The organism is Halomicroarcula saliterrae (assembly GCF_031624395.1).
Lineage (GTDB): Archaea > Halobacteriota > Halobacteria > Halobacteriales > Haloarculaceae > Haloarcula > Haloarcula saliterrae.
In genome coordinates, this window is record NZ_JAMQON010000001.1 from 1,410,810 (window position 1) to 1,432,944 (window position 22,135).

The 22,135-nt window shown below is 65.8% G+C and carries 25 protein-coding genes, 1 tRNA gene and 1 other RNA gene; 14 read left to right on the plus strand and 13 right to left on the minus strand.

Annotated features, from left to right (window positions below; translation table 11 throughout):
* Positions 1-9: 9 nt before the first annotated feature.
* Positions 10-1,332 carry an MFS transporter gene (locus NDI56_RS07735; protein WP_310918862.1) on the plus strand — a complete coding sequence of 441 codons (1,323 nt, stop codon included), beginning with the start codon at positions 10-12 and terminating at the stop codon, positions 1,330-1,332.
* Positions 1,333-1,338: 6 nt separating this feature from the next.
* Here the strand turns inward: NDI56_RS07735 and NDI56_RS07740 are convergent, their stop codons facing one another.
* The gene (locus NDI56_RS07740; protein ID WP_310918863.1) at positions 1,339-2,388 is read right to left on the minus strand and encodes a glycosyltransferase family 4 protein; all 1,050 of its coding nucleotides are present in this window, start codon (positions 2,386-2,388) and stop codon (positions 1,339-1,341) included.
* 91 nt (positions 2,389-2,479) lie between these two features.
* Between NDI56_RS07740 and NDI56_RS07745 the strand changes: the two genes are divergently transcribed.
* From NDI56_RS07745 to NDI56_RS07755, 3 genes are read left to right on the plus strand one after another with little or no spacing between them, the layout of a single operon-like run.
* Complete coding sequence (locus NDI56_RS07745) at positions 2,480-2,767, plus strand: ribonuclease P protein component 4 (RefSeq protein WP_310918864.1); 288 nt, start codon at positions 2,480-2,482, stop codon at positions 2,765-2,767.
* Positions 2,768-2,812: 45 nt separating this feature from the next.
* Positions 2,813-3,061, plus strand: coding sequence for a YhbY family RNA-binding protein (locus NDI56_RS07750; RefSeq protein ID WP_310918865.1), 249 nt, complete (start codon positions 2,813-2,815; stop codon positions 3,059-3,061).
* Positions 3,061-3,951, plus strand: a complete 891-nt coding sequence (locus NDI56_RS07755) for a mechanosensitive ion channel family protein (protein WP_310918866.1) — start codon at positions 3,061-3,063, stop codon at positions 3,949-3,951. The genes NDI56_RS07750 and NDI56_RS07755 overlap by 1 nt, the downstream gene beginning before the upstream one ends.
* A gap of 85 nt (positions 3,952-4,036) precedes the next feature.
* Here NDI56_RS07755 and ffs read toward each other — a convergent pair.
* An RNA gene (gene ffs / locus NDI56_RS07760) (signal recognition particle sRNA) lies at positions 4,037-4,347 on the minus strand.
* 63 nt (positions 4,348-4,410) lie between these two features.
* The gene (locus tag NDI56_RS07765; RefSeq protein WP_310918867.1) at positions 4,411-4,824 is read right to left on the minus strand and encodes a DUF7548 family protein; all 414 of its coding nucleotides are present in this window, start codon (positions 4,822-4,824) and stop codon (positions 4,411-4,413) included.
* Positions 4,825-4,903: 79 nt separating this feature from the next.
* On the opposite strand from NDI56_RS07765, the gene NDI56_RS07770 reads away from it, so the two are divergent.
* The gene (locus tag NDI56_RS07770) at positions 4,904-5,209 is read left to right on the plus strand and encodes a DUF5798 family protein (protein WP_310918868.1); all 306 of its coding nucleotides are present in this window, start codon (positions 4,904-4,906) and stop codon (positions 5,207-5,209) included.
* Here the strand turns inward: NDI56_RS07770 and NDI56_RS07775 are convergent, their stop codons facing one another.
* Positions 5,210-5,836 carry an RAD55 family ATPase gene (locus tag NDI56_RS07775; protein ID WP_310918869.1) on the minus strand — a complete coding sequence of 209 codons (627 nt, stop codon included), beginning with the start codon at positions 5,834-5,836 and terminating at the stop codon, positions 5,210-5,212. It lies immediately after the preceding gene.
* Between the two features lie 223 nt (positions 5,837-6,059).
* Between NDI56_RS07775 and NDI56_RS07780 the strand changes: the two genes are divergently transcribed.
* Positions 6,060-6,134: transfer RNA gene (locus NDI56_RS07780), tRNA-Arg, on the plus strand.
* 398 nt (positions 6,135-6,532) lie between these two features.
* Here NDI56_RS07780 and NDI56_RS07785 read toward each other — a convergent pair.
* On the minus strand, positions 6,533-6,949 hold the full coding sequence (locus NDI56_RS07785; protein ID WP_310918870.1) for a PIN domain-containing protein: 417 nt from the start codon (positions 6,947-6,949) through the stop codon (positions 6,533-6,535).
* Between the two features lie 9 nt (positions 6,950-6,958).
* Positions 6,959-7,189, minus strand: a complete 231-nt coding sequence (locus tag NDI56_RS07790; protein WP_310918871.1) for a hypothetical protein — start codon at positions 7,187-7,189, stop codon at positions 6,959-6,961.
* Positions 7,190-7,553: 364 nt separating this feature from the next.
* On the opposite strand from NDI56_RS07790, the gene NDI56_RS07795 reads away from it, so the two are divergent.
* From NDI56_RS07795 to NDI56_RS07805, 3 genes are read left to right on the plus strand one after another with little or no spacing between them, the layout of a single operon-like run.
* Positions 7,554-8,276 carry a profilin-fold protein gene (locus tag NDI56_RS07795; RefSeq protein WP_310918873.1) on the plus strand — a complete coding sequence of 241 codons (723 nt, stop codon included), beginning with the start codon at positions 7,554-7,556 and terminating at the stop codon, positions 8,274-8,276.
* A 51-nt stretch (positions 8,277-8,327) separates the two neighbouring features.
* The gene (locus NDI56_RS07800) at positions 8,328-8,930 is read left to right on the plus strand and encodes a class I SAM-dependent methyltransferase (protein WP_310918874.1); all 603 of its coding nucleotides are present in this window, start codon (positions 8,328-8,330) and stop codon (positions 8,928-8,930) included.
* Between the two features lie 54 nt (positions 8,931-8,984).
* Complete coding sequence (locus NDI56_RS07805; protein WP_310918875.1) at positions 8,985-9,872, plus strand: universal stress protein; 888 nt, start codon at positions 8,985-8,987, stop codon at positions 9,870-9,872.
* A gap of 13 nt (positions 9,873-9,885) precedes the next feature.
* Here NDI56_RS07805 and NDI56_RS07810 read toward each other — a convergent pair whose 3' ends face one another.
* Positions 9,886-10,260, minus strand: a complete 375-nt coding sequence (locus NDI56_RS07810) for a DUF7344 domain-containing protein (RefSeq protein ID WP_310918876.1) — start codon at positions 10,258-10,260, stop codon at positions 9,886-9,888.
* A 502-nt stretch (positions 10,261-10,762) separates the two neighbouring features.
* Here NDI56_RS07810 and NDI56_RS07815 point away from each other — a divergent pair.
* Complete coding sequence (locus tag NDI56_RS07815; RefSeq protein WP_310918877.1) at positions 10,763-11,806, plus strand: DHH family phosphoesterase; 1,044 nt, start codon at positions 10,763-10,765, stop codon at positions 11,804-11,806.
* 1 nt (position 11,807) lies between these two features.
* On the opposite strand, the gene NDI56_RS07820 is transcribed toward NDI56_RS07815, so the two are convergent.
* Positions 11,808-13,730, minus strand: a complete 1,923-nt coding sequence (locus NDI56_RS07820) for a beta-CASP ribonuclease aCPSF1 (protein ID WP_310918878.1) — start codon at positions 13,728-13,730, stop codon at positions 11,808-11,810.
* A gap of 190 nt (positions 13,731-13,920) precedes the next feature.
* On the opposite strand from NDI56_RS07820, the gene NDI56_RS07825 reads away from it, so the two are divergent.
* Entirely contained in the window at positions 13,921-14,097 is a 177-nt protein-coding gene (locus NDI56_RS07825) for a DUF5786 family protein (RefSeq protein ID WP_310918879.1), read from the plus strand.
* Here the strand turns inward: NDI56_RS07825 and NDI56_RS07830 are convergent.
* From NDI56_RS07830 to NDI56_RS07850, 5 genes are all read right to left on the minus strand, one after another.
* Positions 14,094-14,432 (minus strand): glutaredoxin family protein, encoded by a 339-nt coding sequence (locus NDI56_RS07830; protein ID WP_310918880.1) that lies wholly within the window; start codon positions 14,430-14,432, stop codon positions 14,094-14,096. The genes NDI56_RS07825 and NDI56_RS07830 overlap by 4 nt on opposite strands.
* A 37-nt stretch (positions 14,433-14,469) precedes the next feature.
* Complete coding sequence (locus NDI56_RS07835; RefSeq protein ID WP_310918881.1) at positions 14,470-14,703, minus strand: BolA/IbaG family iron-sulfur metabolism protein; 234 nt, start codon at positions 14,701-14,703, stop codon at positions 14,470-14,472.
* A 90-nt stretch (positions 14,704-14,793) separates the two neighbouring features.
* Entirely contained in the window at positions 14,794-15,090 is a 297-nt protein-coding gene (locus tag NDI56_RS07840; protein ID WP_310918882.1) for a HalOD1 output domain-containing protein, read from the minus strand.
* A 114-nt stretch (positions 15,091-15,204) separates the two neighbouring features.
* Positions 15,205-15,615 carry a CoA-binding protein gene (locus tag NDI56_RS07845; protein ID WP_310918883.1) on the minus strand — a complete coding sequence of 137 codons (411 nt, stop codon included), beginning with the start codon at positions 15,613-15,615 and terminating at the stop codon, positions 15,205-15,207.
* Between the two features lie 61 nt (positions 15,616-15,676).
* Positions 15,677-16,651, minus strand: coding sequence for a patatin-like phospholipase family protein (locus tag NDI56_RS07850; RefSeq protein WP_310918884.1), 975 nt, complete (start codon positions 16,649-16,651; stop codon positions 15,677-15,679).
* A gap of 124 nt (positions 16,652-16,775) precedes the next feature.
* On the opposite strand from NDI56_RS07850, the gene NDI56_RS07855 reads away from it, so the two are divergent.
* The 3 genes from NDI56_RS07855 (at position 16,776) to NDI56_RS07865 (ending at position 22,109) form a co-directional block, all read left to right on the plus strand.
* Positions 16,776-16,940 (plus strand): hypothetical protein, encoded by a 165-nt coding sequence (locus tag NDI56_RS07855; RefSeq protein ID WP_310918885.1) that lies wholly within the window; start codon positions 16,776-16,778, stop codon positions 16,938-16,940.
* Between the two features lie 64 nt (positions 16,941-17,004).
* Positions 17,005-19,839, plus strand: coding sequence for a DEAD/DEAH box helicase (locus NDI56_RS07860; RefSeq protein WP_310918886.1), 2,835 nt, complete (start codon positions 17,005-17,007; stop codon positions 19,837-19,839).
* Positions 19,840-19,994: 155 nt separating this feature from the next.
* Positions 19,995-22,109: a pentapeptide repeat-containing protein gene (locus NDI56_RS07865; protein WP_310918887.1), complete on the plus strand. Its 2,115-nt coding sequence runs from the start codon at positions 19,995-19,997 to the stop codon at positions 22,107-22,109.
* The last annotated feature ends 26 nt before the right edge of the window (positions 22,110-22,135 follow it).

The following is a 22,135-nucleotide window of genomic DNA, read 5'->3' on the forward strand; positions in this document are numbered from 1 at the left end:
AATCTCTCCATGGTCTCTGACCGCTGGTTGTTGGCGTGGGCGCTGGGCTCGATCGCGCTCGGGGCGACCTCCCTGTTGATTCCGCTGTATTTCGTCAGCATCGGCGGCAGCACACTGTTGCTCGGCGTCCTCGCCGGAACCGCCGCCGCGGCCGGCGCGCCCGGTGCGCTCCTGTTCGGTCGTCTCGCGGACCGGGGCGGGAAGCGACGGCACCTCGTCCTCGTCGCGCTCGGGCTGGCTGCGGTGGCTATCGCAGTCGTCTCCGCGACCGAGTCCGTCCCCGTCGTCATCGCCGGCAACGCCGTCCTCTGGTTTGCCGCCGGTGCGGCCGCGCCGGTGCTGACGTTGCTCGTCACCGTCGGCCGGCTCGAACGGGACTGGCCGGGCCGCTTCGCCGCGCTCAACAGATACCAGGGGTGGGGCTGGGCCGGCGGCCTCGTGCTCGGGCTGGCGTGGACGGCGCTGCTTTCGGGCCCACTGGGTGTCGTCTTCGCCCAGCGGACGCTGCTGTGGCTCTGTGCCGGCGTCACCGCTCTGGCCGCGGTGCTCGCCGCGGGCTGGCTGCCCGCGGACCCGATCGAGTCGCCGCGCCCGAGCCGCATCGCCCGCGCAATCGCCCGGTCGAGACGGCTCCCCGTCCGCAGCGCGACCTTCCCCGTCGGACCGGGGCGGCTCTACTGGCTCACCCGCTCGTTCCACCCCCGGCAAATCGCCGCGCGGCTCACGCCGACGCTGTCGGTGTACTTCCTCGCCGTCGTCGCGGTCTTTACCGGCTTCGGCGTGTTCTGGGGTCCGCTTCCCTCCTATCTCGCGGGGACCCTCGGCTACAGCTCCGGCATCGTCTTCGCGCTGTATCTGGTCTCCAGTCTGGGCTCGGCGCTCTGCTACGGCCTCGCGGGTCGACTCGCCGAACGGTACGACGCCATCGGCCTCCAGAGTGCGGGCCTGCTGGCCAGGGCCGGACTCCACCCGGCGGTGGCGGTCGTCGGCCTCGCGCTCCCGGGGTCCGCGGTCGGGCTGGTCACCAACGGGGTCGTGTTCACCACCATCGGCGTCGCGTGGGCCGTCATCGCTATCACGGCCGCGAGCATCGTCACCCGGCTCGCACCGCCCACTATCCGTGGCGAGGCACTGGGGCTCTACACCGCTCTGTCGGGGCTGGCGACGGGCGTCGGCTCCGTGCTCGGGGGCTGGCTCGGCGGCTACGGCTTCACGCTGGCGTTCGGCGTCGCTGGCGGGTTCGTCTTCGCCGGCACGGTACTTATCGCCGCTATCTGGCAGCGCGCGCCGCGTCCGGAGCCGACGGTACCGGGACCGACCGAGGGGGACTGACGAGCGTCAGCGAAGCCCCTCGTACACCTCAGTCAGTCGCTCGCCCACGCGGTCCAGCCCGTGGTCGCGGGCCGTCGCCTTCGCGTTCTCGCCGAGGCGGTCGCGCAGGTCGGGGTCTGCTTCGAGGCGGTCGAGCGCCTCGCGGAACTCCTCCTCGTCACTACAGATGAGACAGTCGTGGCCGTCCTCGTAGTACTCGCGGAAGACCGGGATATCCGAGAGGACGACGGCTTTCCCACAGGCCATGGCTTCGAGGACGACGATACCCTGGTTCTCTACCTTCGAGGGAAACAGGAACACGTCGCCGGCGCCGTAGGCCCCGCGGATATCGTCGACCCAGCCGGTGAAGGTGACGTTCTCGGGCGGGTCACTGGTCCACTTCCGGACCGACTCGGAACCGTGTGGCCCGTCGTCGTAGGTGCCAAACCACGCGAAATCGTAGTCGGTCGCCCGAGCCAGTTCGCAGAACGTCGTGAGTCCCTTGCGCTCGAAGACGCTGCCGACGGCGAAAACGACCGTCCCGTCGAGGTCGTAGCGCTCGCGGTACTCCTCGCGGAACGACTCGAACCCCGCCAGCGGTTCGGTGTCGATACCGTTCGTGACGGGCTGGATGGGCGCGTCGATAGGGTAGGATTCGAGGACGCCCTTCGTGTACTCCGAGGGACACAGCACCGTATCTGCCTGCGAGTAAAACCATTTGAGATACTGACCCAGCGCCGGTGCGACGAGGTTCGAGCCCCGGAAGCTCCCCCGGAAATCCTCCCGCGTGACGTGGGCGTGGAGGACGAGTGGGATGTCGTTTCGCTCGGCGTGGCGGGCCACCGCGACCGACCCCGGGCCGATCATGTTGCAGTGGGCGACGTCGTAATCGCGGAAAACGGGGTCGTCGAACGCCAGCTTCCCGCCCGCCGCCCACGCCGGATGGCCGTCGGACCACGGCGTCGTCAGCACCTCGACGTCGGTGTCGGCAAGCGCCCGGCGCTGGTGGTCGACCGACGTGGCGATGCCGGACCGGTCGAGTCGGTCGGCGAGTTCCAGATAGTTCAGGACGCGCACGGCAGAGCGGTCAGCGGCCGCGAGCAAAACGCTACCGACTCACCGTCCCCGTTCGGAAGGTGTTTGCCCGTCCCGCTCGGACTACCCGGCGATGACAGACGAGGAGACCATCGCCCGCGAGCGCATCGAGCGGCTGCAGTCGATGGCCCGCGAGGCCGTCCGTGACGGTCGCGACGAGCGGGCCCGCGAGTACGTCCGGCGAGCGCGACGCATCGCCGAGCGCCACCGCCTCCGCCTCCCGCGACCGTTCGCTCGCTCGATCTGCCGGTCCTGTGATACCTTCCTCGTCGCCGGCCACAACGCCCGGGTCCGTACCCAGTCCGGCCACGTGGTCGTCACCTGCGAATGTGGCGCACAGGCACGCTACCCCTACGCATAGGCCGTTGGTAGGGGATTTAAATAACTACATAGACTGGTAGCGGATATGCCGACAAAATCTAGAGACCAGCGGATTCACGACCTGGACGCGACACTCCGGGTCGGCAAACACGGCGTCGACTCCGTCGCCGACGAACTCGGGAGTCAGCTCGATGACAACCAGTTCGTGAAGGTGAAGTTCCTCCGTGCCGCCCGCGGCGGCACCACGACCGAGGCACTGGCCGACGAACTCTCCGGACACGTCTCGGCTGACGTGGTGCAGGTCCGGGGTCACACGGCGGTGTTTGAGCGGTAATGCAAGTTCCCGCAATTTCAGCGGTCATTCAGGATTTCCTCCCGCTCGGGCCCGGCGTGGCCGGAACTATCGCGAGCACTATCGTCTTCGTCGCGGCGTTCGTCCTCGTCTTCGTCGCGGGCCGCCTCGTCGCCATCCCGATAGTCGACCGCGGTCTGGAGGCGCGGAACCTCGAAGCACACGCCAGAAAACCCCTCAAGAAGCTCACCAACCTCGTCCTGCTAATCGCCGCAGTCGCCGTCGCCTTCGGGATGGCCGGCTTCGAGAACTTCCTGCAGTCGATCGCCACCATCGGTGCCGCGGCCACGCTGGCTATCGGGTTCGCCCTACAGGACGTGCTGAAGAACTTCGCTGCGGGTATCTTTATCTTCACTGACAAGCCGTTCCGCATCGGGGACTGGATCGAGTGGGACGGCAACGCCGGCGTCGTCGAGGACATCAGCCTGCGTGTCACCCGCGTTCGTACCTTCGACAACGAACTGCTCACGGTGCCGAATTCGAACCTGACCGACGACGTCATCAAGAACCCCGTCGCCAAGGACCAGCTCCGCCTGAAGTTCCTGTTCGGTATCGGCTACGACGACGACATCGACAAAGCGACCGACATCATCATGTCTGAAGCCGATGCCCACGAGGGCATCCTCGGGGACCCCGGTCCGTCGGTCCGGCTCACCGAGCTCGGCGACTCGTCGGTCGGGCTGCAGTCCCGAATCTGGATCGACAACCCCAGCCGCGCGGACTTCGTGAAGACCCGCGCCGAGTACGTCAAAGCGGTCAAGGAGCGGTTCGACGAGGAGGGTATCGACATCCCCTACCCGAACCGCACCATCAGCGGCGGGCTGGAGATGGCTGCCCTCGACAGCGCGGTTACTGCCGCCGACGACGACTAAGGACCACTTTTTACACCGCCGCTTCGCGGACCTCACTCGCGACCTGCGGGAACCCTCTGCAGTAAAAAGTAGTGGGGTATGAATGGAACGGACACCGGGATTGCCCGGCGTTCGGACGCGGGTAATCCCGTTTGCCTCCTCCACCCCGCGACCCCACGAGCGACGGGTGTTCGATGGTCCGCTGCTCACTTCCGTGCCTGGCGGAGTGCCATCGTTTAACCACGTGAGCGCATCCCTGCAGATGCGACCACGCGGACCGCCGTCCCCGCGGGACGAGGCTTCCACGTTGGCTCACGGGGTCCGCGTCCGTCTGACCGGACGCCCCCGGGTTCGGTCCCCGCTGATGACCATAGTGCGGGTACAGAGGGGGGCCAAACCCCCCGACCTAGTCCATTTTCAGTTCCGCCACCGCTGCATAAGGGCCTTTCGGAACTGGAGAACCGCACGCCGACGGGCGCCTCAGAAGAGGTCGAGCCCGGCGGCGAACCAGACGGCCCCGAGCGGAATCGGGAGTGAGGCGGCGACGACGGCCCAGCGGTGCTGTTCGATGAGCGTCGACTCCGTCAGGCCAAGCACCAGACTCTCGGGGACCGTCACCGCCCACAGCACGCTCAGCCCGACGATGAAGAGGCCGAGCATGAGTCCCGCGCCGGCGGCGACACCGGGGTCGGTCCGGCCCTCGCGGCCGGCGGCGAAGACGATGATCCCGACGAGGGCGAAAAGGCCCGGGACGACCGGCGAGAGCGCGCCTGAGCCGTAGTAGGCGCCGACGGCGGACGTCGTCTCGACGACGAGATACGGGGCGACGAGGGCGAGCAAGTAGGCGACACACCCGACGATACTGACCGTCGGGCCGGTCCGGAGCCCGTTCATACCCGCGCTGGGTCCGCGGGCGTCTTAACACCGACGTTCGAGCGAAACCGGCAAATGGCCCCGCCACGAACCGGCGGTCATGGGACTGGGTTCGACCGCGAAGAAGCTCCAGAAAGTGGCGGACATAGCCGACGAACTGTACGCCAAGGTCAACGAGCAACGAGAGCAACTCCAGGAGCTCCGGGGGGCAGTCGAGGAGACGAACACTCGGGTCACGGAGATGGACCGGGAACTGGGGCAACAGCGGGCGCTGCTCGAAGCCATCGCCGAGGAGCAGGGACTCGACGCCGACGAGATACTCACCGAAGCGGTCATCGAGGACGCCGAGGCGGCGTCGCCCGACCGGGCCGAACCGGACCAGTCGGTCGCCGAGTCGACGGACTGATTATATCGTCTCCGTCAGGGACTCCCCGTCCGGGAGCGTCAGTGTCGCCGTGCCGGAGGCGTCGACGTCGATGGTGCCGTCGAACAGCTGTCCGAGCGTGTTCAGCGACTCCGCGTCGTGGGCGGTGGACTCGATGGTGTACAGCCCCAGCCCGTCGACGCTCTCGATGCGCGACGTGAACACGTGGAGGAAGCGAAACACCGTCTGGAGGTTCGAGTACAGCAACAGCGTCGTGAGCGAGTCGATCATAACGCGGTTGTGCTCGCGCTGTTGCTCGGTGTACAGCGACTGGATGAACTCCGAGAACTTCACGCCGATGTCGCTCATGTCCTTCGGGGAGGACGCGTACTTCGTCATGTCGGCGTCGGTCGACTGACCGATGTGTTGCGTGACGGCGTCGACGATACCGACGGCTGACTGCTCGCTGACCAGGGAGCCGAACGACTCCCGAACCCGGGCAGCACTGTCGCGCGTCGAGACGATAATCGTCCCCTCGTCGGCGCGCGCCCCGACGGCGAGTGTCTCCATGGCGAGGCGTCGCTTGCCCGCGAGTGGTGGGCCGGTAATCAGGAGGTTCGTCCCCGGCGGAACCGTCGTGCCGCTGAACGGGGGGCCAAGTTCATACATATGCGATATGGTCGTGTCGGCCAGACCGAGAGTACCTCTATCTGTCCCGGACACGCATATAGATTTTGCGGCTTCGACTCATGCGGAATTAAGCGGGGAAATTCCCGATACACCACTGCTACCCCGGAGTCGTCGCACTCTCATACGGTGCCGTGTGGGAGGACCACACTGCGGACGAGAATCGGTTGGTTTAAACCGAAACACCGGGTTATGTCTGAACACAGGGCGCTTAGCTCAGCCTGGACAGAGTGCTTGGCTTCGGACCAAACCGTCGGGGGTTCAAATCCCTCAGCGCCCGTGATTTCTGCGCGAACGATAGTGAGCGCTGAGGAGCGTCGGCTGTGGATTTGAAGTAGAGAACGCCGAGCGAAGCGAGGTGTTCGCGTTGTTCAAATCCCTCAGCGCCCGTGTAAGAACCGACGAGCGTAGCGAGTCGGTGACCTGAACCGGCACCGCGGATTTGAACCCCGCCAGTCGCGTCAGCGTAGCGAGCACGTCTGATTTCGGTTCAAATTCTCTCGGCGCCCGTAGCGGATTACCACCACCCAAACCGCCCGACAGCGGTGTCCCAGTATTCTCCATGAACGCAGTGTTGTTGCTTTCGTTCGCTAGTCGAACGGTCTGGAACGGAGCTTGTACCTTCCGGTGATTTTCCTGCATCTCCACTGCACGCCGCTGAGAAACTCGATCACACGTTTAGCGGGTGTCAAACGAGTCAATCACGTCGGTCGTCGAGTATGTTTCGACCAGATTCTGGTCCTCAAAGTCGGAATCATCGCTCCAGATGGCTGCATCGTTGGCGATCGCGCACGCCAGATAGAGCACATCGTCCGGATCGGTGTCACCTATTGTTTCCTTTGCCTGTTCGATAGCTTGGTAGAAGTCGTCAGCAGGGATAACTCCGATATACTGGAACAGGAGGTCCATGAATTGTGTCACTCGGTCCGGTTCCATCCCGGATTTCTTCACAATCAGCTGCTTGTAGTTCTCGATTTCGTCGTGGACGAACGCGGGTGTCAGGAGGTCGGGTTCGAGTGTGACGATGAGTTCTCGCGTTTTCGAATCAGCGATGAGTGCAGAGATGACGACGTTGGCGTCAATGACCAGCTTCATGCGTCGTGTCTACGCCGATTCCTCGTCAACGCGCTTACGTCCACGCTCGTTTATTTTGTCGGCGATCTCCTGCACATCGCTCCCGGTGAGATTGCTCTCACTGGTGAGTTCATCCATCACTTCGAGCGCCTCGATTTTCTCTTCTATGGCCTGTCGCGTGACCTCGCTCCAGTTGATTTCCGGATGGCTCTCCATTCGCTCCTTGAGGTCGTCGTCCACGTTGACAGTGATACTGGGCATACAGAAATCTAAGGACACACAGACTACTGTGTTTTTCGGCACATATTAGCACTCTCGGATGCGGTCGCCTCACGCCCAACAGGTGGATTCGTTCACCATATGAGCGGGCGCTCCTCAGCGCCCGTGCAACGACCCGACGAGTGTAGCGAGTCGGTGACCTGAACCGGCACCGCGGATTTGAACCACGCGAGACGAGCGACAGCGAGTCTCGCAGTCGGGTGAAAATACCGCAGCGCCCGTGATTTCTGCGCGGATGACAGTGAACGCTGCGGAGCGTCGGCTTCGGGATTGCTCACAGCAGGTGCCCCGCCGGCAGTCGGCAGGCTTCCCACACCGTTATATCCGTCCCAGCACTGGAACGGGTGTGACAGATTGGCCACCGGCAGACCCCGGCGACGCCGCGTCGGTCGCCGAACACCGCGACGAGCTGGTCGCTTCGGTCCGGGACCACGCCGGGCAGATAGCCTACCAGCTGGCCCGGCTCCAGGGCGGCGACTACGGCTCCGCGGCCATCGAGACCGACCGCGGCGAGTGGACCGTGAAGTATGAAGGCGGCGATCTCGAGTATCTCCGTTACGACCCCGGCCGGGGCGACGAGGTGTACGTCATCTCGACCAAGCAACCCCCCGAGCCGGGCGCGCTGGCCGACGCCATGCTGGATTACGACGCCTTCGTCGCCGGCTTCAACGACTTCGTCGCCACCCACGAGGGCGTGCTAGACGACGTGGCGACCGAGTTTCCCGAGGTGGCGACCACCGACGGCGTCGTCGCCGAGCGCGACCGCGTTCTCAGCCGGGTGCGTGAGGTCTGTGACCTGATCGCGAGGCAGCTCCAGCGGTACGAGGGCGGCGACTACGGGACCTTCACCGAGCGCGTCGACGGGACCCGCTGGGAGCTGAAGTGGGACCGCGACGGCGCGTCGTATCTCCGGGTCGGCGGCACGGGCGGGCTCTATCTCCTCTCCCAGTACGAGCCCCCCTCGGCCGCCGACATCCGCGAGTACGCCCCGCTGTTCTCGGCGTTCGTCGAGGCGTACAACGACCACGTCGAGGGGCTGGAGTCGGACCTAGAGACCGTCGAACTGTAGCTTCGCTCGTCGTGTCGGTACATCTATACCCGGCGACGTGTGCTTTCGAACGTGGATTCTAATGACGTTCGGGAAGAGTGGGCCGACCGGTCGGGAGAGTACTCGCCGACCTACTACGCCCACTACGGGCCGGACGAGACGAGTGAGCTGGTGCGGGCGAAGATAGAACGATACGCTGGAGCGGACGCGCGTGTGCTGGAGGTCGGCTGTGGCGTCGGCCGCCACCTCGCGGAGCTGGCCGAGGCCGGTTTCTCGGAGCTTTCGGGGGTAGACGTAAACGAGGAGGCACTCGACGTGCTGGACGAGACGTATCCGGAGCTTTCGGCCGCGGGCGAGTTCCACGCGGGGACCATCGAAGAGTACGTGGCGTCGGTCGAGAGGGACGCGTTCGACGCGGTGTTCTCGGTCGAGACGCTCCAGCACATCCATCCGGAGGCCGAGTGGGTGTTCGCGGAGCTGGCCCGGGTCAGCAGCGACCTCGTCGTCACCGTCGAGAACGAGAGCGGTGAGTACGGCACCGTCAACCACGTCGACGAGCAGCTCCCGCTGTACTACCGGGACTGGCGGACGGTGTTCACCGAACTGGGGTTCGAGGAGGTCGAGTCGGCCGAGCGGAAACGGGACACGGTACGGGTCTTCCGGCAGTCGGAGTAGACACACGGCCTCCGGCACCCACAACTATCCGTCCAGCGACCGAATCGGACGACGATGTACGACCACATCCTCGTTCCGACGGACGGGAGCGACCACGCGAGCCGCGCCGCGGACCACGGCGCGATGCTGGCCGAGGCGTTCGACGCGACGCTGCATCTACTCACCGTCGTCGACATCGAGGCGGCCGCGGGTCCCTTCTCCGCCGGCGGCGTCGACGAGGCCTACGTCGAAGACCGAACCGCCGCCGAACGGGAGGCGCTTTCGGACCTCACCGCCTCGCTGGAGGGGTCCGGAGCGGTCGAGACCACGGTAGCGACCGGTAACCCGGCGGAGGGGATTCTCGACTACGTCGACGACCACGGCGTCGACCTCGTGGTGATGGGCACCCACGGCCGGAGCGGGCTGCGGCGATACCTGACCGGAAGCGTGGCGGAGCGGGTGTTGCGACTGTCGCCCGTGCCGGTGCTTACGATGCGTGCCACCGACGAGAGCACCAGTGGCTACGAGGATATCCTCGTGCCCACCGACGGGAGCGAGCGGGCCCACGCCGCCCTGGCCCACGCGCTGGCACTCGCCGACGCGTTCGACGGTACGCTCCACGCTGTCAGCGTCGTCAACGTCGGCGACATCGCCACCGGCGCCGAGGTCAGCGTGCCCGCGGGACTGCTGGACGAACTGGAGAGCCGGGCGACCGAGGCCACCCAGGCCATCGCGAGCGAGGCCGAAACGGCCGGCGTCGACGTGGTCACCGCGGTCAGTACGGGCCGACCGAAACACGACCTGCTCGAGTACGTCGCGGCGAACGACATCGACCTCGTCTGTATGGGCACGCACGGACGGACCGGGCTGGACCGGGTACTGCTCGGGAGCACCGCGGAGGCACTGGTCAGACAGGCCGATACTCCGGTCCTGACCGTCAGCGAGGAGTCGGACGGGGACTGACAGCGCCCGCCGGTCAGGCCGACTCGGCGTGGAGTAACTCGTCGACGTCCCGGCGGAGCCGACTTTCCAGCGGTGGGGTGATCCGGTCCGCGGCCGGCCCGAGTTCAACCATGTCCTCGCCCTGTTCGTACCGGACTAAGTCGGCACCGGTCAGTATCGGCAGGTGGTCGTGGTACAGCGACATGTAGGTCTCCAGTCGCCGTTCGAGACAGACGCCCGAGCTGTCGGACTGCTCCCAGACGGTCACCTGATGGGCGACATCCGGGAGCCCGAGCGGGTTCGCGTATAGATGCAGACAGTACAGCAGATATCGCCGGCGCCTGTCCGCGAGCAGTGTCTCGGTGTCGGCGGCGGTGACCTCCGATTCGCCGGAGAACTCCCCCATCATCAGGTCCCCCCGGCGACACCCACGGTCGGTCTGGTCGAAACCGGTCCCTCGAGCAACTGTGTATCCTTCGTCACGGTGGACCGACCCTGACCCCGAGCGGGTTTTGTTATACTGCTCAAACCGACCCCGGTCTGTCCGGTAGCGGAGGGCTACTGTAGGTAAGCGCTCTCTACTTCGGCACTGAGACTGTGCTGGCGCTGGCTCACCGGGGTCAGGTCGGCTTACCGACGACAGAGCGGCCGGGGCCAAGAACGGGTTTATTATGTCGCAATTCCAACTACTCTGTGTGGGCGTTCAGTAGCGCTCCCGGTACCAATGGAGAACAGTATCCGCTCTCGGCCCGCTGGTCGTGGCACTGCGTCGGGCGCCGACGAGGAGCGTACCGACCACCTCGCGCCCCGGGCACGGGGGCCAACAGCGGTCGACCCGACCACAGTCAGTGGCGTGTGTTCGACACTCGCGACACTGGGTCGGGTAGTGCCGGACACAGCACGTTGGGCCGATGGGGTCTGAGACGGAGTTCTCGTTGAGCAAGCCCCAGCTGCTGTGGGAGCTGCTCTCCGAAAGTGAGACGCTCACTATCGTCTGTCACGACAACCCGGACCCGGACTGTCTGGCCAGCGCAGTCGGGCTGGGACGCATCGCGTCCGAGGCGGGTATCGAGGAGCACCACTGTATCTACAGCGGTGACATATCCCACCAGCAGAACCGCGCGCTCGTGAACCTCCTGGACATCGAACTCGAACCGTTCTCCGTCGATCTGGTCCAGAACCGACCGCCCGGCTCGCTGCTGGCCTTCGTCGACCACTCTGTCCCCCGGGAGAACAACCGCGTCCCGAGGGGCACCGACATCGACATCATCATCGACCACCACCCGATCGAGGATATCGATGGCCGCTTCGTCGACAACCGCCAGACGGTGGGGGCGACTGCGACCATCGTGACCCAGTACATCCGCGCGCTCCCGATGGAACCGGCCGCCCGCATCGCGACCGCACTGCTGTTCGCGATTCGCCGCGAGACGCTCGATTTCCTCCGCGGCGTCACTCGCAACGAGTACGAGGCCGCCGCCTATCTCCACGAATACAGCGAACCGAAGGTGGTCAGACAGCTCTCGACGCCGGCCGTCAGCAGGGCGACCATCGACGCCATCGCCGACGCGATAGAGAACCGTCGCATCACCGGGTCAGTGCTCATCAGCCACGTCGGGCGGACGAGCGAACGGGACGCGCTCCCGCAGGCGGCCGACTATCTGATGACACTCGAGGGCATCGAGACCGCCATCGTCTTTGGCCTGGTGGACAACACCATCCAGCTCAGCGCCCGCTCGACGGACTCGCGGGTACACATCGGACGGACACTCCACAGCGCGTTCGACGACGTCGGCAGTGCCGGCGGCCACCAGGAGATGGCTGGTGGCACCATCGAGCTCGGTATCTTCTCGGGGTACACCACCGACGACGAGCAGCTCATCGGTATCGTCGACCAGGTCATCACTGCCCGGCTCCGGTCGGCGCTCAACATCGATGGGCGAGACGGCGACTGAGCTACACGAAGCGGAACGTTTCGAGGTTCTTCGGGTTGAACGTCCGCATGTTGAACTTCTGGTACAGCGCCGAGGAGAGCTGGTTCGTCGAGCTCGCGTCGCCGTGGACACAGAGCACTTTCTCGGGGCGCGGATGCATCGTCTCGACGAACGTCTCCAGTCCCTGCCGGTCCGCGTGGCCGGAGAAGCCGTCGACAGTCTCGACACCCATCTTCAGGCTCACGCGCTCGGCTCGCGGGCCGCTCTTGTCCGACATCGTGATCTCGTCTTGGCCGCGCTGAATCTGGCGGCCCAGCGTCCCCTCGGCCTGATAGCCGACGAAGACCATCGTGTTGTCCGGGTCCCCGCCCAGCAGGCGGAGCCACGACATGACCGGGCCGCCGGTGACCATCCCCGAGGTGGTGAGGATGATAGCCGGCTCCTCGTCGACGATGTCCTGTCGCATCTCCTCGCCGCCGTCGACCTGCTGGAACTGCTCGGCGAGGAACGGGTTGTCGTCCTGATAGAGGATTCGGTCCCGCAGGCTCTCCCGGAGATACTCCGGATAGGCCGTGTGGATGGCCGTCGCCTCGCGAATCATCCCGTCGAGATACACCGGCATCGTCGGGATGTCGCCGGAGGACATCGCCTCCTCCAGCACCAGCATCAGCTCCTGGGAGCGACCGACGGCGAAGGCCGGAATCAGAATCTTCCCCTCCTTCTCGTAGGCCTCGTTGATGACGCGCTTGAGAACGCGCTCGGAGTCCTCCTGGTCGGTCTGGTAGTCGTTTTTACCACCGTAGGTGGACTCTAACACGAGCGTCTCGACCCGGGGGAAGTCGTTGACGGCGCCGTCGAGCAGGCGCGTGTCCTTGTAGTGGATGTCGCCGGAGAAAGCGACGTTGTAGCGGCCTTCGCCGATGTGGAAGTGACACACCGCCGAGCCCAGGATGTGGCCGGCGTTGTGCATCGTGAGCTTGATGTCGGGCGCGATGTCGGTGACGTTGCCGAACTCCAGCGGAATCGTGTGTTTCAGAGCGTCCCGGACCTGCTGGCTCTCGTACGGCGGGGCACGCCCCTCCTTTGCGGCCACGTCGAGATAGTCCAGTTGCAGGAGCCCCATCAGGTCACGCGTGGGCGCCGTGGTGTAGATGGGGCCGTCGTAGCCGTACTTGAACAGGATGGGGATGAGTGCGGAGTGGTCGAGGTGTGCGTGTGTGAGGACGACGGCGTCGATGGAGTTGGGGCCGGCCGCGAGCGCCTCGGGCACCTGCAGATACGGCACCTCTCCCTCGGCGCCGGGCTTGTCGCCGCAGTCGATGAGGATGCGGGACTCGGGCGTCGAGAGGATAAAGGAGGCGCGACCGACTTCGCGACAGCAGCCAAGCGTCGTCAGCCGGACCCAGTTGTCGTCGGCCGTCTTCGGCCGGTTGATCTGTCGACCGACCCGCTCCAAGATATCCCGGCGCTCGTTGCGCTCCTGTTTCAGGAAGTTCCTGACGTTCGAGACGGTGTTTGACTCCATGGGTGGCGTCCGAACGACTTCGGGCGTCCAGCCGACGCTCGCGGATATCTGGTCCAGCGTCTCGCCGTGACGGCCGATGACGCGGCCCGGCTTCTCGGCTTCGATGAACACTTCACCGGTGTCCTGGTCGAAATCCAGATTCTGGACCCCGGCGTCTTCCGGGATAGTCTCCTCGATTCGGGCTTCCGCCTCGGCCCGGGGGACCAGCGCGTCCTGCGTCGGGCGGACGTTGATACGCTTCCGGAGCGTCTGGGCGAGGTTCCGGACGATGCCGTCGCGGGTGGCGACCTCCTTGGCCTCGGGCGTGTAGATGACCAGCTCGGGTCCCTCGAACGCGACGGACGCGATGGTAATATCGTCGGGCGTCTCCGACTCGACCTGTGCTTTGATCTTCTCTAGTGTCTCGTCTGCAGTACTCATGTATGCGGGAAAGCGACGATTGGAGATTCGGCCGTCGAAGAACAACGGCTATCGAATGTCGTTACCTAACCGAAAGACAACCATAGATAAGAAACTTTGCTTCCCGGGAGACGGCCCTGTCGTTCGATACCACGGCCCGAGTGGGCCTGCTACCGACCGATTTTAGTGTCTGTCGACCCTCGCTGTACACATGGGTTTTGGTAGCTACGACGAGTCCGAGCAGAAGGACCAGAACGTCGATACCGACGACAGCGACGGCGTCGCTGTCCACGAGAACGACCACGACGGCGACGTCTCCTTCGAGATGGAGGGGTCGACGAGCGACCTCGTCGACAAGCTCGGCGAGATGAAAGACGAGGAGAGCTAGACCTGTAGCGTCTCGGCGAGGTCACCGTTGTCGTCGAGCTGTTCTAGAATGTCGCTGCCGCCGACGAACTCCCCGTCCACGAACGTCTGGGGAATCGTCTCGCGGCCGCTGTACTCCGCGAGCGCCTCGCGGTAGGCCTCGGTGGCCGTCAGAACGTTCACCGTCGTCACGTCTTCGCGGTGCTGTCCGATGAGTCCCAGCGCCTTCCGGGAGTAGCCACACTGGGGCATCATCTCGGTCCCCTTCATGAACAGGGCGACCTCGCTGTTCTCGATGGTCTCCTCGACGTTCGAGCGGGCCTCTTCCGGCGAGAGTTCTCGGGGTTCGAAGCTCATGGCTCCCTGTACCGGCCCGACAGGGAAATGCGTACCGCTACTCTGGGACGCTGGTGGTCAGTTCGATGGCGTGGATGTCCCGCGTGAGATGCGCTCCCAGCGCGTCGTGGACCAGCTGGTGCTGGTCGACGAGCGATTTCCCCTCGAAGGCCGGCGAGACGACCTCGACGGCGTAGTGGCTGTCGTCGTCCGGGTCCCGCGGCGTCGTCACTGTCGCCGCCGCGTCCGGGATCTCCCGTTCGATGATGGCCGCGACCTCGTCTGCGTTCATACTCCCAGTCAGGCCACCGGCGAGGAAAACAGTTGGGCTCTGGTCCCGCTTGCCCACCCGCGCCTCGCCGATTCGTCGGCGGCCGAAACGTCAGTGTCCCTCCGGGGATATCGATGCCGTCCCGTCGCCGTACAGGAGAACCGAGAGATAGAGGTGCGTGAACTGCAATTTCGATCCCTCGTCCATCGACAGCAAGAGCCGGTCGAGCGCGTCGGGGTCGACCGACTCACCGAGCGGTTCGACCGCCGTCGGGTCGCAGTTCATCATCACGCTGATGAGCCGTATCACGGCGACGCTCGGCGGTGTCTCGTCCCAGTCGAACTGTCTGGATATCGTCTGGTCTGTCCCATCCCGTCCCACGTTTTCGCCAGAGCCGCTATCTGTCATGTAATTCAAATATAATGCCTCACCCACATATAATTGTGCAAAAGTTTTGTCCTTAATTTACCGGATAGACCGGCGATATCGGGGAGGGGAAGAACCGGCGCTGGGTCCCGCCGCTCAGCCCAGTAACCGACTGTGGGTCGGTTTCATACAGCGGTCCTGAACGACGCGTCGGCCGGCCGCCTCGGCGCGTGCCACGGCCTCGTCGTCGTGGATACCGAGCTGGAGCCAGATGACGGCGTCCTCGTCGCGGTCGAGCGCCGCGTCGACGATGTCGGCGACCTCTTCGCTGGGACGGAACACGTCAACGATATCTATCTCACCGGGGACATCGGCCAGCGAGTCGTAGGCTTCGCGGCCGAATATCTCGTCGGCGAAGGGGTTGACCGGGACGACGTCGTACCCCTGCTCTAGCAGGTACTTGGGTATCTCGTGGGCGTCCTTTCCGGGACTGGTCGAGCAGCCGACGACGGCGACACGGTCCAGCGTGAGTATCTCTCGGAGTTGGTCGTCCGCAGTGACTGGCATACCGGCCCTACGTCGCACGGGAACTAAACCCACACGGACGCCGGCAGTGGCCGGTTCCCGGCTACCCGGTCCGTTCCGAGAGGAACGCCCGCGCCCGTTCACGACCCAGTTCCCGAAGCTCGTCGAGAAACGCGGGACTGCGGTCCACTTTCGTCGCGTACCCCAGCTGGCGGTCGAGCTGGATGCGGTGGACGTCGATGTGGTTGAACCGGTCGGCGGGGAGGGTGCCGTCGGCGACCCACTCGTTGACTTTCTCGACGAACCGTACCTCCTGGTTCAGGGAGAGGTTCCCCGAGAGCTGATTGCGCCGGTCGGCGATCGTCTCGACGGTCCGTGGCTCGCCCTCGAAGGACTGTGGGTTGACCTGGATAATCCACAGCTCCTCGGGTTTGCGGTCCGGCGGCACGTCCATGAGGTCCTTGACCGGTGGGTTCTGTGAAAACAGGCCGTCCCAGTGGAGGTGCCCGTGAATGTCGACGGCCCTGAAGAGGTTCGGCACCGCGGCCGACGCCAGCACCGCCTCTACGGTGACTGCCTCGTCGACGAACGTCTCGAAGACGCCGGCGTTGAGGTCGACGGTCCCGACGACCAGCTCCGGTGCCGACCGTTTGCAGTAGCCCGGGATGGCCTCGAAATCGATGTACCGTTCGAGGATGGTCCGGATGCGCTCCTTGCCGACCTCCGGCCCGGCTAGCTGGTACGGGCTGATAGCGGGGAGGGGAAAGCCGCCGCTTCCCAGCCGGCTCAGTCCGGTGACCCAGCTGTTCGCGAGCCTGTCTGTGACCCCTGTAGCGGCGAGGTCGTCCCACAGGGCGGTGACGATATCGCTCGCCCGGTCGGGGCCGTCGGTGACCAGCCCGTACCACACTGCGAGCGCGTTGAACGCGCCCCCGGAGGTCCCGCTGATGCCCACCAGTCGGTAGCTATCGTCCCAGTTCTCCAGCAGCGTACGAAGCACGCCGGCGGTAAACGCCGTGTGGCTGCCGCCGCCCTGACAGGCGATAGCGACGCGGGTCGGGCGGTCAGTGTCGGACATTGTCCAGTGGGGGTAGTGCAACCACGGTATTAGTTGGCCACCACGACATTGTCAGGGCGGTTACGGTCCTGTTACCGCGAAGCTATACCCCCGGAGCGACTAGGTGTCTCTCGATAGAGAATTCATGCCCCCCAGAACGAGTCGACACGATGATATACACGCCGAGACCGATAGCTACGACCGGTACAGCCACGTCAAGACCGAGAGCGGCGATATCATCTACGACACCGAGTGCGAAGACGCCTGGATACAGGCCGACGAATCGGCCGGCCTCGACGAGTGGCGGTAGGCCGGGCAAGCGGGTGGTCCCCGATACAGTGTGTTTAACCGGCTGTGGTCGCTACTGAGCGGCGATGAGCGACGGCGCGAGACAGGGAGAGGACGCCTTCACCGAACTCGGCCGGGCGGTCCGCAGCGCGCTCTCCGAGCGGGGGTTCTCCACGCCGACCGAACCCCAGCGGAAGGCTATCCCGACGCTGGCCCGCGGGCGAGACGCCCTCGTCGTCGCACCCACCGGCACCGGGAAGACCGAGACCGCGATGCTCCCGGTCCTCGACTCCCTCGCCACCGAAGACGACCGGTTCGGCATCGGCGCGCTCTACGTCACGCCGCTGCGGGCGCTGAACCGCGATATGCGGGAGCGCCTCGACTGGTGGGGCGAGACCCTTGGCCTCGACGTGGACGTCCGCCACGGCGACACCACGGACTACCGACGGAGTCAGCAGGCCGACGACCCGCCAGACGTGCTCGTGACGACGCCGGAGACGCTGCAGGCGATGCTCACGGGGTCGAAGCTCCGGGTCGCACTCGAAGACGTCGAGCACGTCGTCGTCGACGAGGTCCACGAACTCGCCGCCGCGAAACGGGGCGCACAGCTGACCGCGGGGCTCGAACGACTCCGGGAGGTGGCCGGCGAGTTCCAGCGAATCGGCCTCTCGGCGACCGTCGGTGACCCCGAGGCCGTCGGGCAGTTCCTCACTGGGGGCCGGCCCTGTTCGACAATCGAGGTCGATATCGGCAGCCGTCTGGACGTGTCTGTGGTCCGCCCGACGGTGACCGACCGGGACGAGCGCCTCTCCAGCGAACTCGTCACGGACGCCGAGACGGCCAGTCACGTCCGCTACATCGACGAGCTGATCACGGACCACGACTCCGTGCTGGTGTTTGTCAACACACGACAGACTGCGGAGGCGCTCGGCTCCCGGTTCAAGGAACTCGGAACGGACCTGGGCGTCCATCACGGCTCGCTCTCGAAGGAAGCCCGCATCGAGGTCGAAGACCAGTTCAAGGCCGGCGAGCTCGACGCCCTGCTGTGTACCTCTTCGATGGAGCTCGGTATCGACGTGGGGCGGGTCGACCACGTCGTCCAGTACGGCAGCCCGCGGCAGGTCTCGCGGCTGGTCCAGCGGGTCGGCCGCGCGGGCCACCGCCGTGACCAGGTCTCCGCGGGTACCGTCGTCACGACTCACGCCGACGACACGCTGGAGGCGCTGGCCATCGCCAGGCAGGCCCGCGCCGGCGACGTCGAACCCGCCGGTATCCACGACGGGAGCCTCGACACCGTCGCTAACCAGATCGCCGGGCTGGTGATGGACACCGGCGAGATATCCGCGATGGCGGCCTACGAGATACTGCGTCGCGCCTACCCGTTCCGTGACCTCACCGAGAGCCAGTTCAAGTCCGTCGTCCGCGAACTCGCCCGGAACGACGTCGTCTGGCTGGACGAGGACCGGGATCGGCTGGAGAAGCGCCGCGGGACCTGGCAGTACTTCTACCAGAACCTCTCGATGATACCCGACGAGGCGACCTACGACGTGGAGGACGTGGCCTCCGGCACCCAGGTCGGAACCCTGGACGAGCGGTTCGTCGTCAACTTCGCGACCCCCGGTGAGGTGTTCGTCCAGCGCGGGGAGATGTGGCGCATCACCACCATCGACGAGGACGAAGAGACCGTGACGGTCTCGCCTATCGAGGACCCCGCGGGCGAGGTGCCCTCCTGGACGGGGTCCGAGATTCCGGTCCCGAAAGCCGTCGCTCAGGAGGTCGGCGAGCTCCGCCGGGTGGCCGGACAGCAGCTGCAGGACGGCGCGCCGGTGGAGTCGGTGGCGAGCCACGTGGCAGCCCGGTACGACGCCGACGCCGGGACCGTCGCTGACGGGCTCGACCAGCTGGCGGGCCACGACGCGCCGATTCCGGACGAGGACACCGTCGTCGTCGAGTTCCACGGCCGGGAGGTCGTCGTCAACGCCTGTCAGGGCCACAAGATAAACGAGACGCTGGGTCGCGTCCTGTCGGCGCTGCTGGGCCAGCGGGCCGGCTCCTCGGTCGCGATGGAGGTCGACCCCTACCGCATCGAACTGGAGATACCCCGCCAGATCACGGCCGGCGACGTGGTCGAGGTCCTCCGGGAGACCGACCCCGACCACCTCCCAGCGCTGGTGGAGCTGAGCCTGAAAAACGCCGACGCCCTGAAGTTCAAGCTCGCGCAGGTCGCCACGAAGTTCGGCTCGCTGAAGCGCTGGCGGGGTCGGGGGTCGACGAATTTCGGCCGGGACCGCCTGCTCGCCGCACTGGAGGACACGCCGATGTACGAGGAGGCCCTGCGGGAGGTCCGCCACGAGGACCTCGCTATCGACGCGACGGCCGACCTGCTCGCTGCCCTGCAGTCCGGCCGGATAGCCCTGGAGACGGTGAGCGAACACACGCCCATCGGCACCGGCGGTCGCACCGCCGGCCGGGAGCTGCTCTCGCCCGAGAACGCCGACGCCTCCGTCATCCGCACCGTCAGGGAGCGCATCCAGAGCGACCGCGTCATCCTGCTGTGTCTGCACTGCAAGGAGTGGGACCGCCGCCAGCAGGTCGGCCGCGTGCGCGACCAGCCCGAGTGTCCGACGTGTGGCTCTACCCGCATCGCCGCGCTGAACCCCTGGGCGGACGAGGTGGTCGCGGCGGTGCGCGCCGACGGGAAAGACGAGGAACAGGAGCGGATGACCGAGCGGGCCTACCGGGCGGGCTCGCTCGTCCAGACCCACGGGAAGCGCGCCGTCGTGGCGCTCGCGGCCCGCGGTGTCGGCCCGCACAACGCCGCTCGCATCATCAACCGCCTTCGGGAGGACGAAGACGAGTTCTACCGGGACATTCTCAGACAGGAGCGCGAGTACGCGCGAACACAGTCGTTCTGGGATTGAGTGGCGCCAAAGGCGCCACGATGGACAGGAGACGCGGAGCGTCTGCTGGGATTGAGCGGAACCGGAGGGTCCACACAGGACAGCCTCGGCGGTCGGAGCGCTTTTCTCCGCCGGGAGACCGAATAATTTTACCGCAGTACACACACAGTCGTCCCATGTCACAGGTAGCACGGGACGAGCTGGAGATACTCGGCCTCTCACCGGCCGAGCGGTCCCGGCAGGGACTCGACGCGGAGGACGTGACCGACGCGCTGACCGCGGTGCTCAGACACGGGACGGCCGAGCAAAAGGAGTTCGTCGGCTGTACGTTTCCCGCGATGTCACTGGCCAACCAGATGGTAGAGCCCGACGAGACCCACCCGGTCGTCTTCCGGGACTGCACGTTCGAGGGGCCGCTCGAACTGACCGGGATGCACCTGAAGATGCCGGTCGTCTTCGAGAACTGTACGTTCGATGCGCTCGACGCGGCCGGCGCCTGGTTCGAGGACGACTTCGAGGTGCGCGAGTCGGCGGTCAGGGGAGCCGTGAACGGCTTCGAGGCGCGTTTCGTCAGGGACGCCCGGTTTCCCGACACCACGTTCGAGGCACCGGTGGACTTCGACGAGGCCACCTTCGGCGACGACACGTCGTTCAACGGCGCGCGCTTTGCCAACGTGGCGCGGTTCCGGGCCGCGACGTTCAACGGGAAATCGAACGAACTGGACGACAACGCCTCCTTCGAGGGAGCGAGCTTCGCGGCCGAGGCCGAGTTCACGCAGGCCACCTTCGGACACGTCGACTTCAGGGACGCGACCGTCAGCGGCGACGCCAGCTTCCGCGAGGCGGCGTTCGACGGTGACGCGGACTGTTCGGGGATGACCTTCGAGGGAGCGGCCGCGTTCGACGAAGTGACCGTCGACGGGGACCTGAACCTCGAAGGGGCCACCTTCGGCGAGGAGGCCAGTTTCGAGGGGTGTGAGCTCCGCGGCGGCGCACGCTCGCTGGAGGACGACGTCCGGCTCGTCGAGGCGGTGTTCGAGGGACCGGTCACCTTCGCGTCGTCGCGCGTTCGGGGCGTGAACGCGACAGACGCGACGTTCGGGGACGAGGCGTCCTTCGAGAGCTGGCAGGCCACCGGCGACGTCTGGTTCGAGGACGCCGACTTCGACGGCCAAGCGCTGTTCACCGAGGCCCACTTCGACGACGACGTGAGCTTCGTCGGCGCCCGGTTCCACGAGGCGGTCGCGTTCCGCGGCGCGGAGTTTCGGGGCGCGACGGCGAGAGTGCAGGCCAACGCCCGCTTCGACGACGCCCGGTTCGAGGCCACGGCCGATTTCACGGCCGCGAGTTTCACGGCCGCGAGTTTCGAGGGGACTGCCTTCGCACGGACCGTCGATTTCACCGACAGCCGGTTCGAGGAGGCCAGCCGGTTCCGGCTCGAACCGACGACCAACGAGACGTACGTCGATTTCACCGGGGCGAGTATCAAGGAGGGGACCATCACCCAGCCCGAGAGCGCCTGGGTCCGATACGACTTCACGAACGCCAGCCTCGGCTCGGTCTCTCTGAGCGCGGTCGTCGACGCCGACCGGAAACAGCTGCTCGACTACTTCCGGTTCTGTAACACCGAGTTCAACGAGTTCGACGGGTACGAGTTCGACTTCGCCGCACACACCGGCTATCTGGACCGCAACAGCTGGGTGTTACACGAGTTCGACGAGAACCGGAGCGACCCCGAGTACGCCGTCCCCATGGACCCGGAACACGTCGAGACGACGTACCTCCGGGCGAAGACCGCCGCCTCCGCGGCCGGACAGATGAAACCGGCCGGGGAGTTCCGCGTCAAGCGCCAGCAACACGCCCGCCGGAAGTATATCGATATCGCGCGCGACAGCACCACCGACCTCGGGACGCGGCTGCTCAACGCCGGCCGAGCCGTCGAGAACGCCTTCCTCGGGTTGACCTGTGGCCACGGGATGCGGCTGGCCAGAATCGTCGCCGTCTTCCTGCTGTTCCCGATGATTCCGGCGATGCTGTACGCCTTCGGCGGGCCGATGTTCCTGACCGGTGCCGAACAGCTGTCCTCGGTCGGGGAACTCGCGACGGCCGACGGCCGGGCGACGCTGTACGAGAACATCCACTTCAGCTACATCACGTTCCTCACCATCGGCTACGGCGTGCTCTCGCCGACGGGCGCGCTGGCCCGCCTGCTCGCGGGGCTCGAGGTGTACGTGAACGTCATCCTGAGCGGACTCGTCCTGTACGGCCTCATCAAGCGGTCGGAAATCTAACACAGCAGTTTTTGTTCGCGGCGCCG

What these genes read in the sequence shown, in the direction of transcription:
- NDI56_RS07775 (WP_310918869.1), bottom strand. Translation starts at nt 5,836, where the DNA reads ATGTATGAACTTGGCCCCCCGTTCAGCGGCACGACGGTTCCGCCGGGG.
- NDI56_RS07830 (WP_310918880.1), bottom strand. Translation starts at nt 14,432, where the DNA reads ATGAGCTTCGAACCCCGAGAACTCTCGCCGGAAGAGGCCCGCTCGAAC.
- NDI56_RS07805 (WP_310918875.1), top strand. Translation starts at nt 8,985, where the DNA reads ATGTACGACCACATCCTCGTTCCGACGGACGGGAGCGACCACGCGAGC.
- NDI56_RS07850 (WP_310918884.1), bottom strand. Translation starts at nt 16,651, where the DNA reads ATGTCCGACACTGACCGCCCGACCCGCGTCGCTATCGCCTGTCAGGGC.
- NDI56_RS07815 (WP_310918877.1), top strand. Translation starts at nt 10,763, where the DNA reads ATGGGGTCTGAGACGGAGTTCTCGTTGAGCAAGCCCCAGCTGCTGTGG.
- NDI56_RS07860 (WP_310918886.1), top strand. Translation starts at nt 17,005, where the DNA reads ATGAGCGACGGCGCGAGACAGGGAGAGGACGCCTTCACCGAACTCGGC.
- NDI56_RS07785 (WP_310918870.1), bottom strand. Translation starts at nt 6,949, where the DNA reads ATGAAGCTGGTCATTGACGCCAACGTCGTCATCTCTGCACTCATCGCT.
- NDI56_RS07835 (WP_310918881.1), bottom strand. Translation starts at nt 14,703, where the DNA reads ATGAACGCAGACGAGGTCGCGGCCATCATCGAACGGGAGATCCCGGAC.
- NDI56_RS07765 (WP_310918867.1), bottom strand. Translation starts at nt 4,824, where the DNA reads ATGAACGGGCTCCGGACCGGCCCGACGGTCAGTATCGTCGGGTGTGTC.
- NDI56_RS07865 (WP_310918887.1), top strand. Translation starts at nt 19,995, where the DNA reads ATGTCACAGGTAGCACGGGACGAGCTGGAGATACTCGGCCTCTCACCG.
- NDI56_RS07825 (WP_310918879.1), top strand. Translation starts at nt 13,921, where the DNA reads ATGGGTTTTGGTAGCTACGACGAGTCCGAGCAGAAGGACCAGAACGTC.
- NDI56_RS07745 (WP_310918864.1), top strand. Translation starts at nt 2,480, where the DNA reads ATGACAGACGAGGAGACCATCGCCCGCGAGCGCATCGAGCGGCTGCAG.
- NDI56_RS07840 (WP_310918882.1), bottom strand. Translation starts at nt 15,090, where the DNA reads ATGACAGATAGCGGCTCTGGCGAAAACGTGGGACGGGATGGGACAGAC.
- NDI56_RS07755 (WP_310918866.1), top strand. Translation starts at nt 3,061, where the DNA reads ATGCAAGTTCCCGCAATTTCAGCGGTCATTCAGGATTTCCTCCCGCTC.
- NDI56_RS07770 (WP_310918868.1), top strand. Translation starts at nt 4,904, where the DNA reads ATGGGACTGGGTTCGACCGCGAAGAAGCTCCAGAAAGTGGCGGACATA.
- NDI56_RS07820 (WP_310918878.1), bottom strand. Translation starts at nt 13,730, where the DNA reads ATGAGTACTGCAGACGAGACACTAGAGAAGATCAAAGCACAGGTCGAG.
- NDI56_RS07735 (WP_310918862.1), top strand. Translation starts at nt 10, where the DNA reads ATGGTCTCTGACCGCTGGTTGTTGGCGTGGGCGCTGGGCTCGATCGCG.
- NDI56_RS07810 (WP_310918876.1), bottom strand. Translation starts at nt 10,260, where the DNA reads ATGATGGGGGAGTTCTCCGGCGAATCGGAGGTCACCGCCGCCGACACC.
- NDI56_RS07855 (WP_310918885.1), top strand. Translation starts at nt 16,776, where the DNA reads ATGCCCCCCAGAACGAGTCGACACGATGATATACACGCCGAGACCGAT.
- NDI56_RS07790 (WP_310918871.1), bottom strand. Translation starts at nt 7,189, where the DNA reads ATGCCCAGTATCACTGTCAACGTGGACGACGACCTCAAGGAGCGAATG.
- NDI56_RS07845 (WP_310918883.1), bottom strand. Translation starts at nt 15,615, where the DNA reads ATGCCAGTCACTGCGGACGACCAACTCCGAGAGATACTCACGCTGGAC.
- NDI56_RS07750 (WP_310918865.1), top strand. Translation starts at nt 2,813, where the DNA reads ATGCCGACAAAATCTAGAGACCAGCGGATTCACGACCTGGACGCGACA.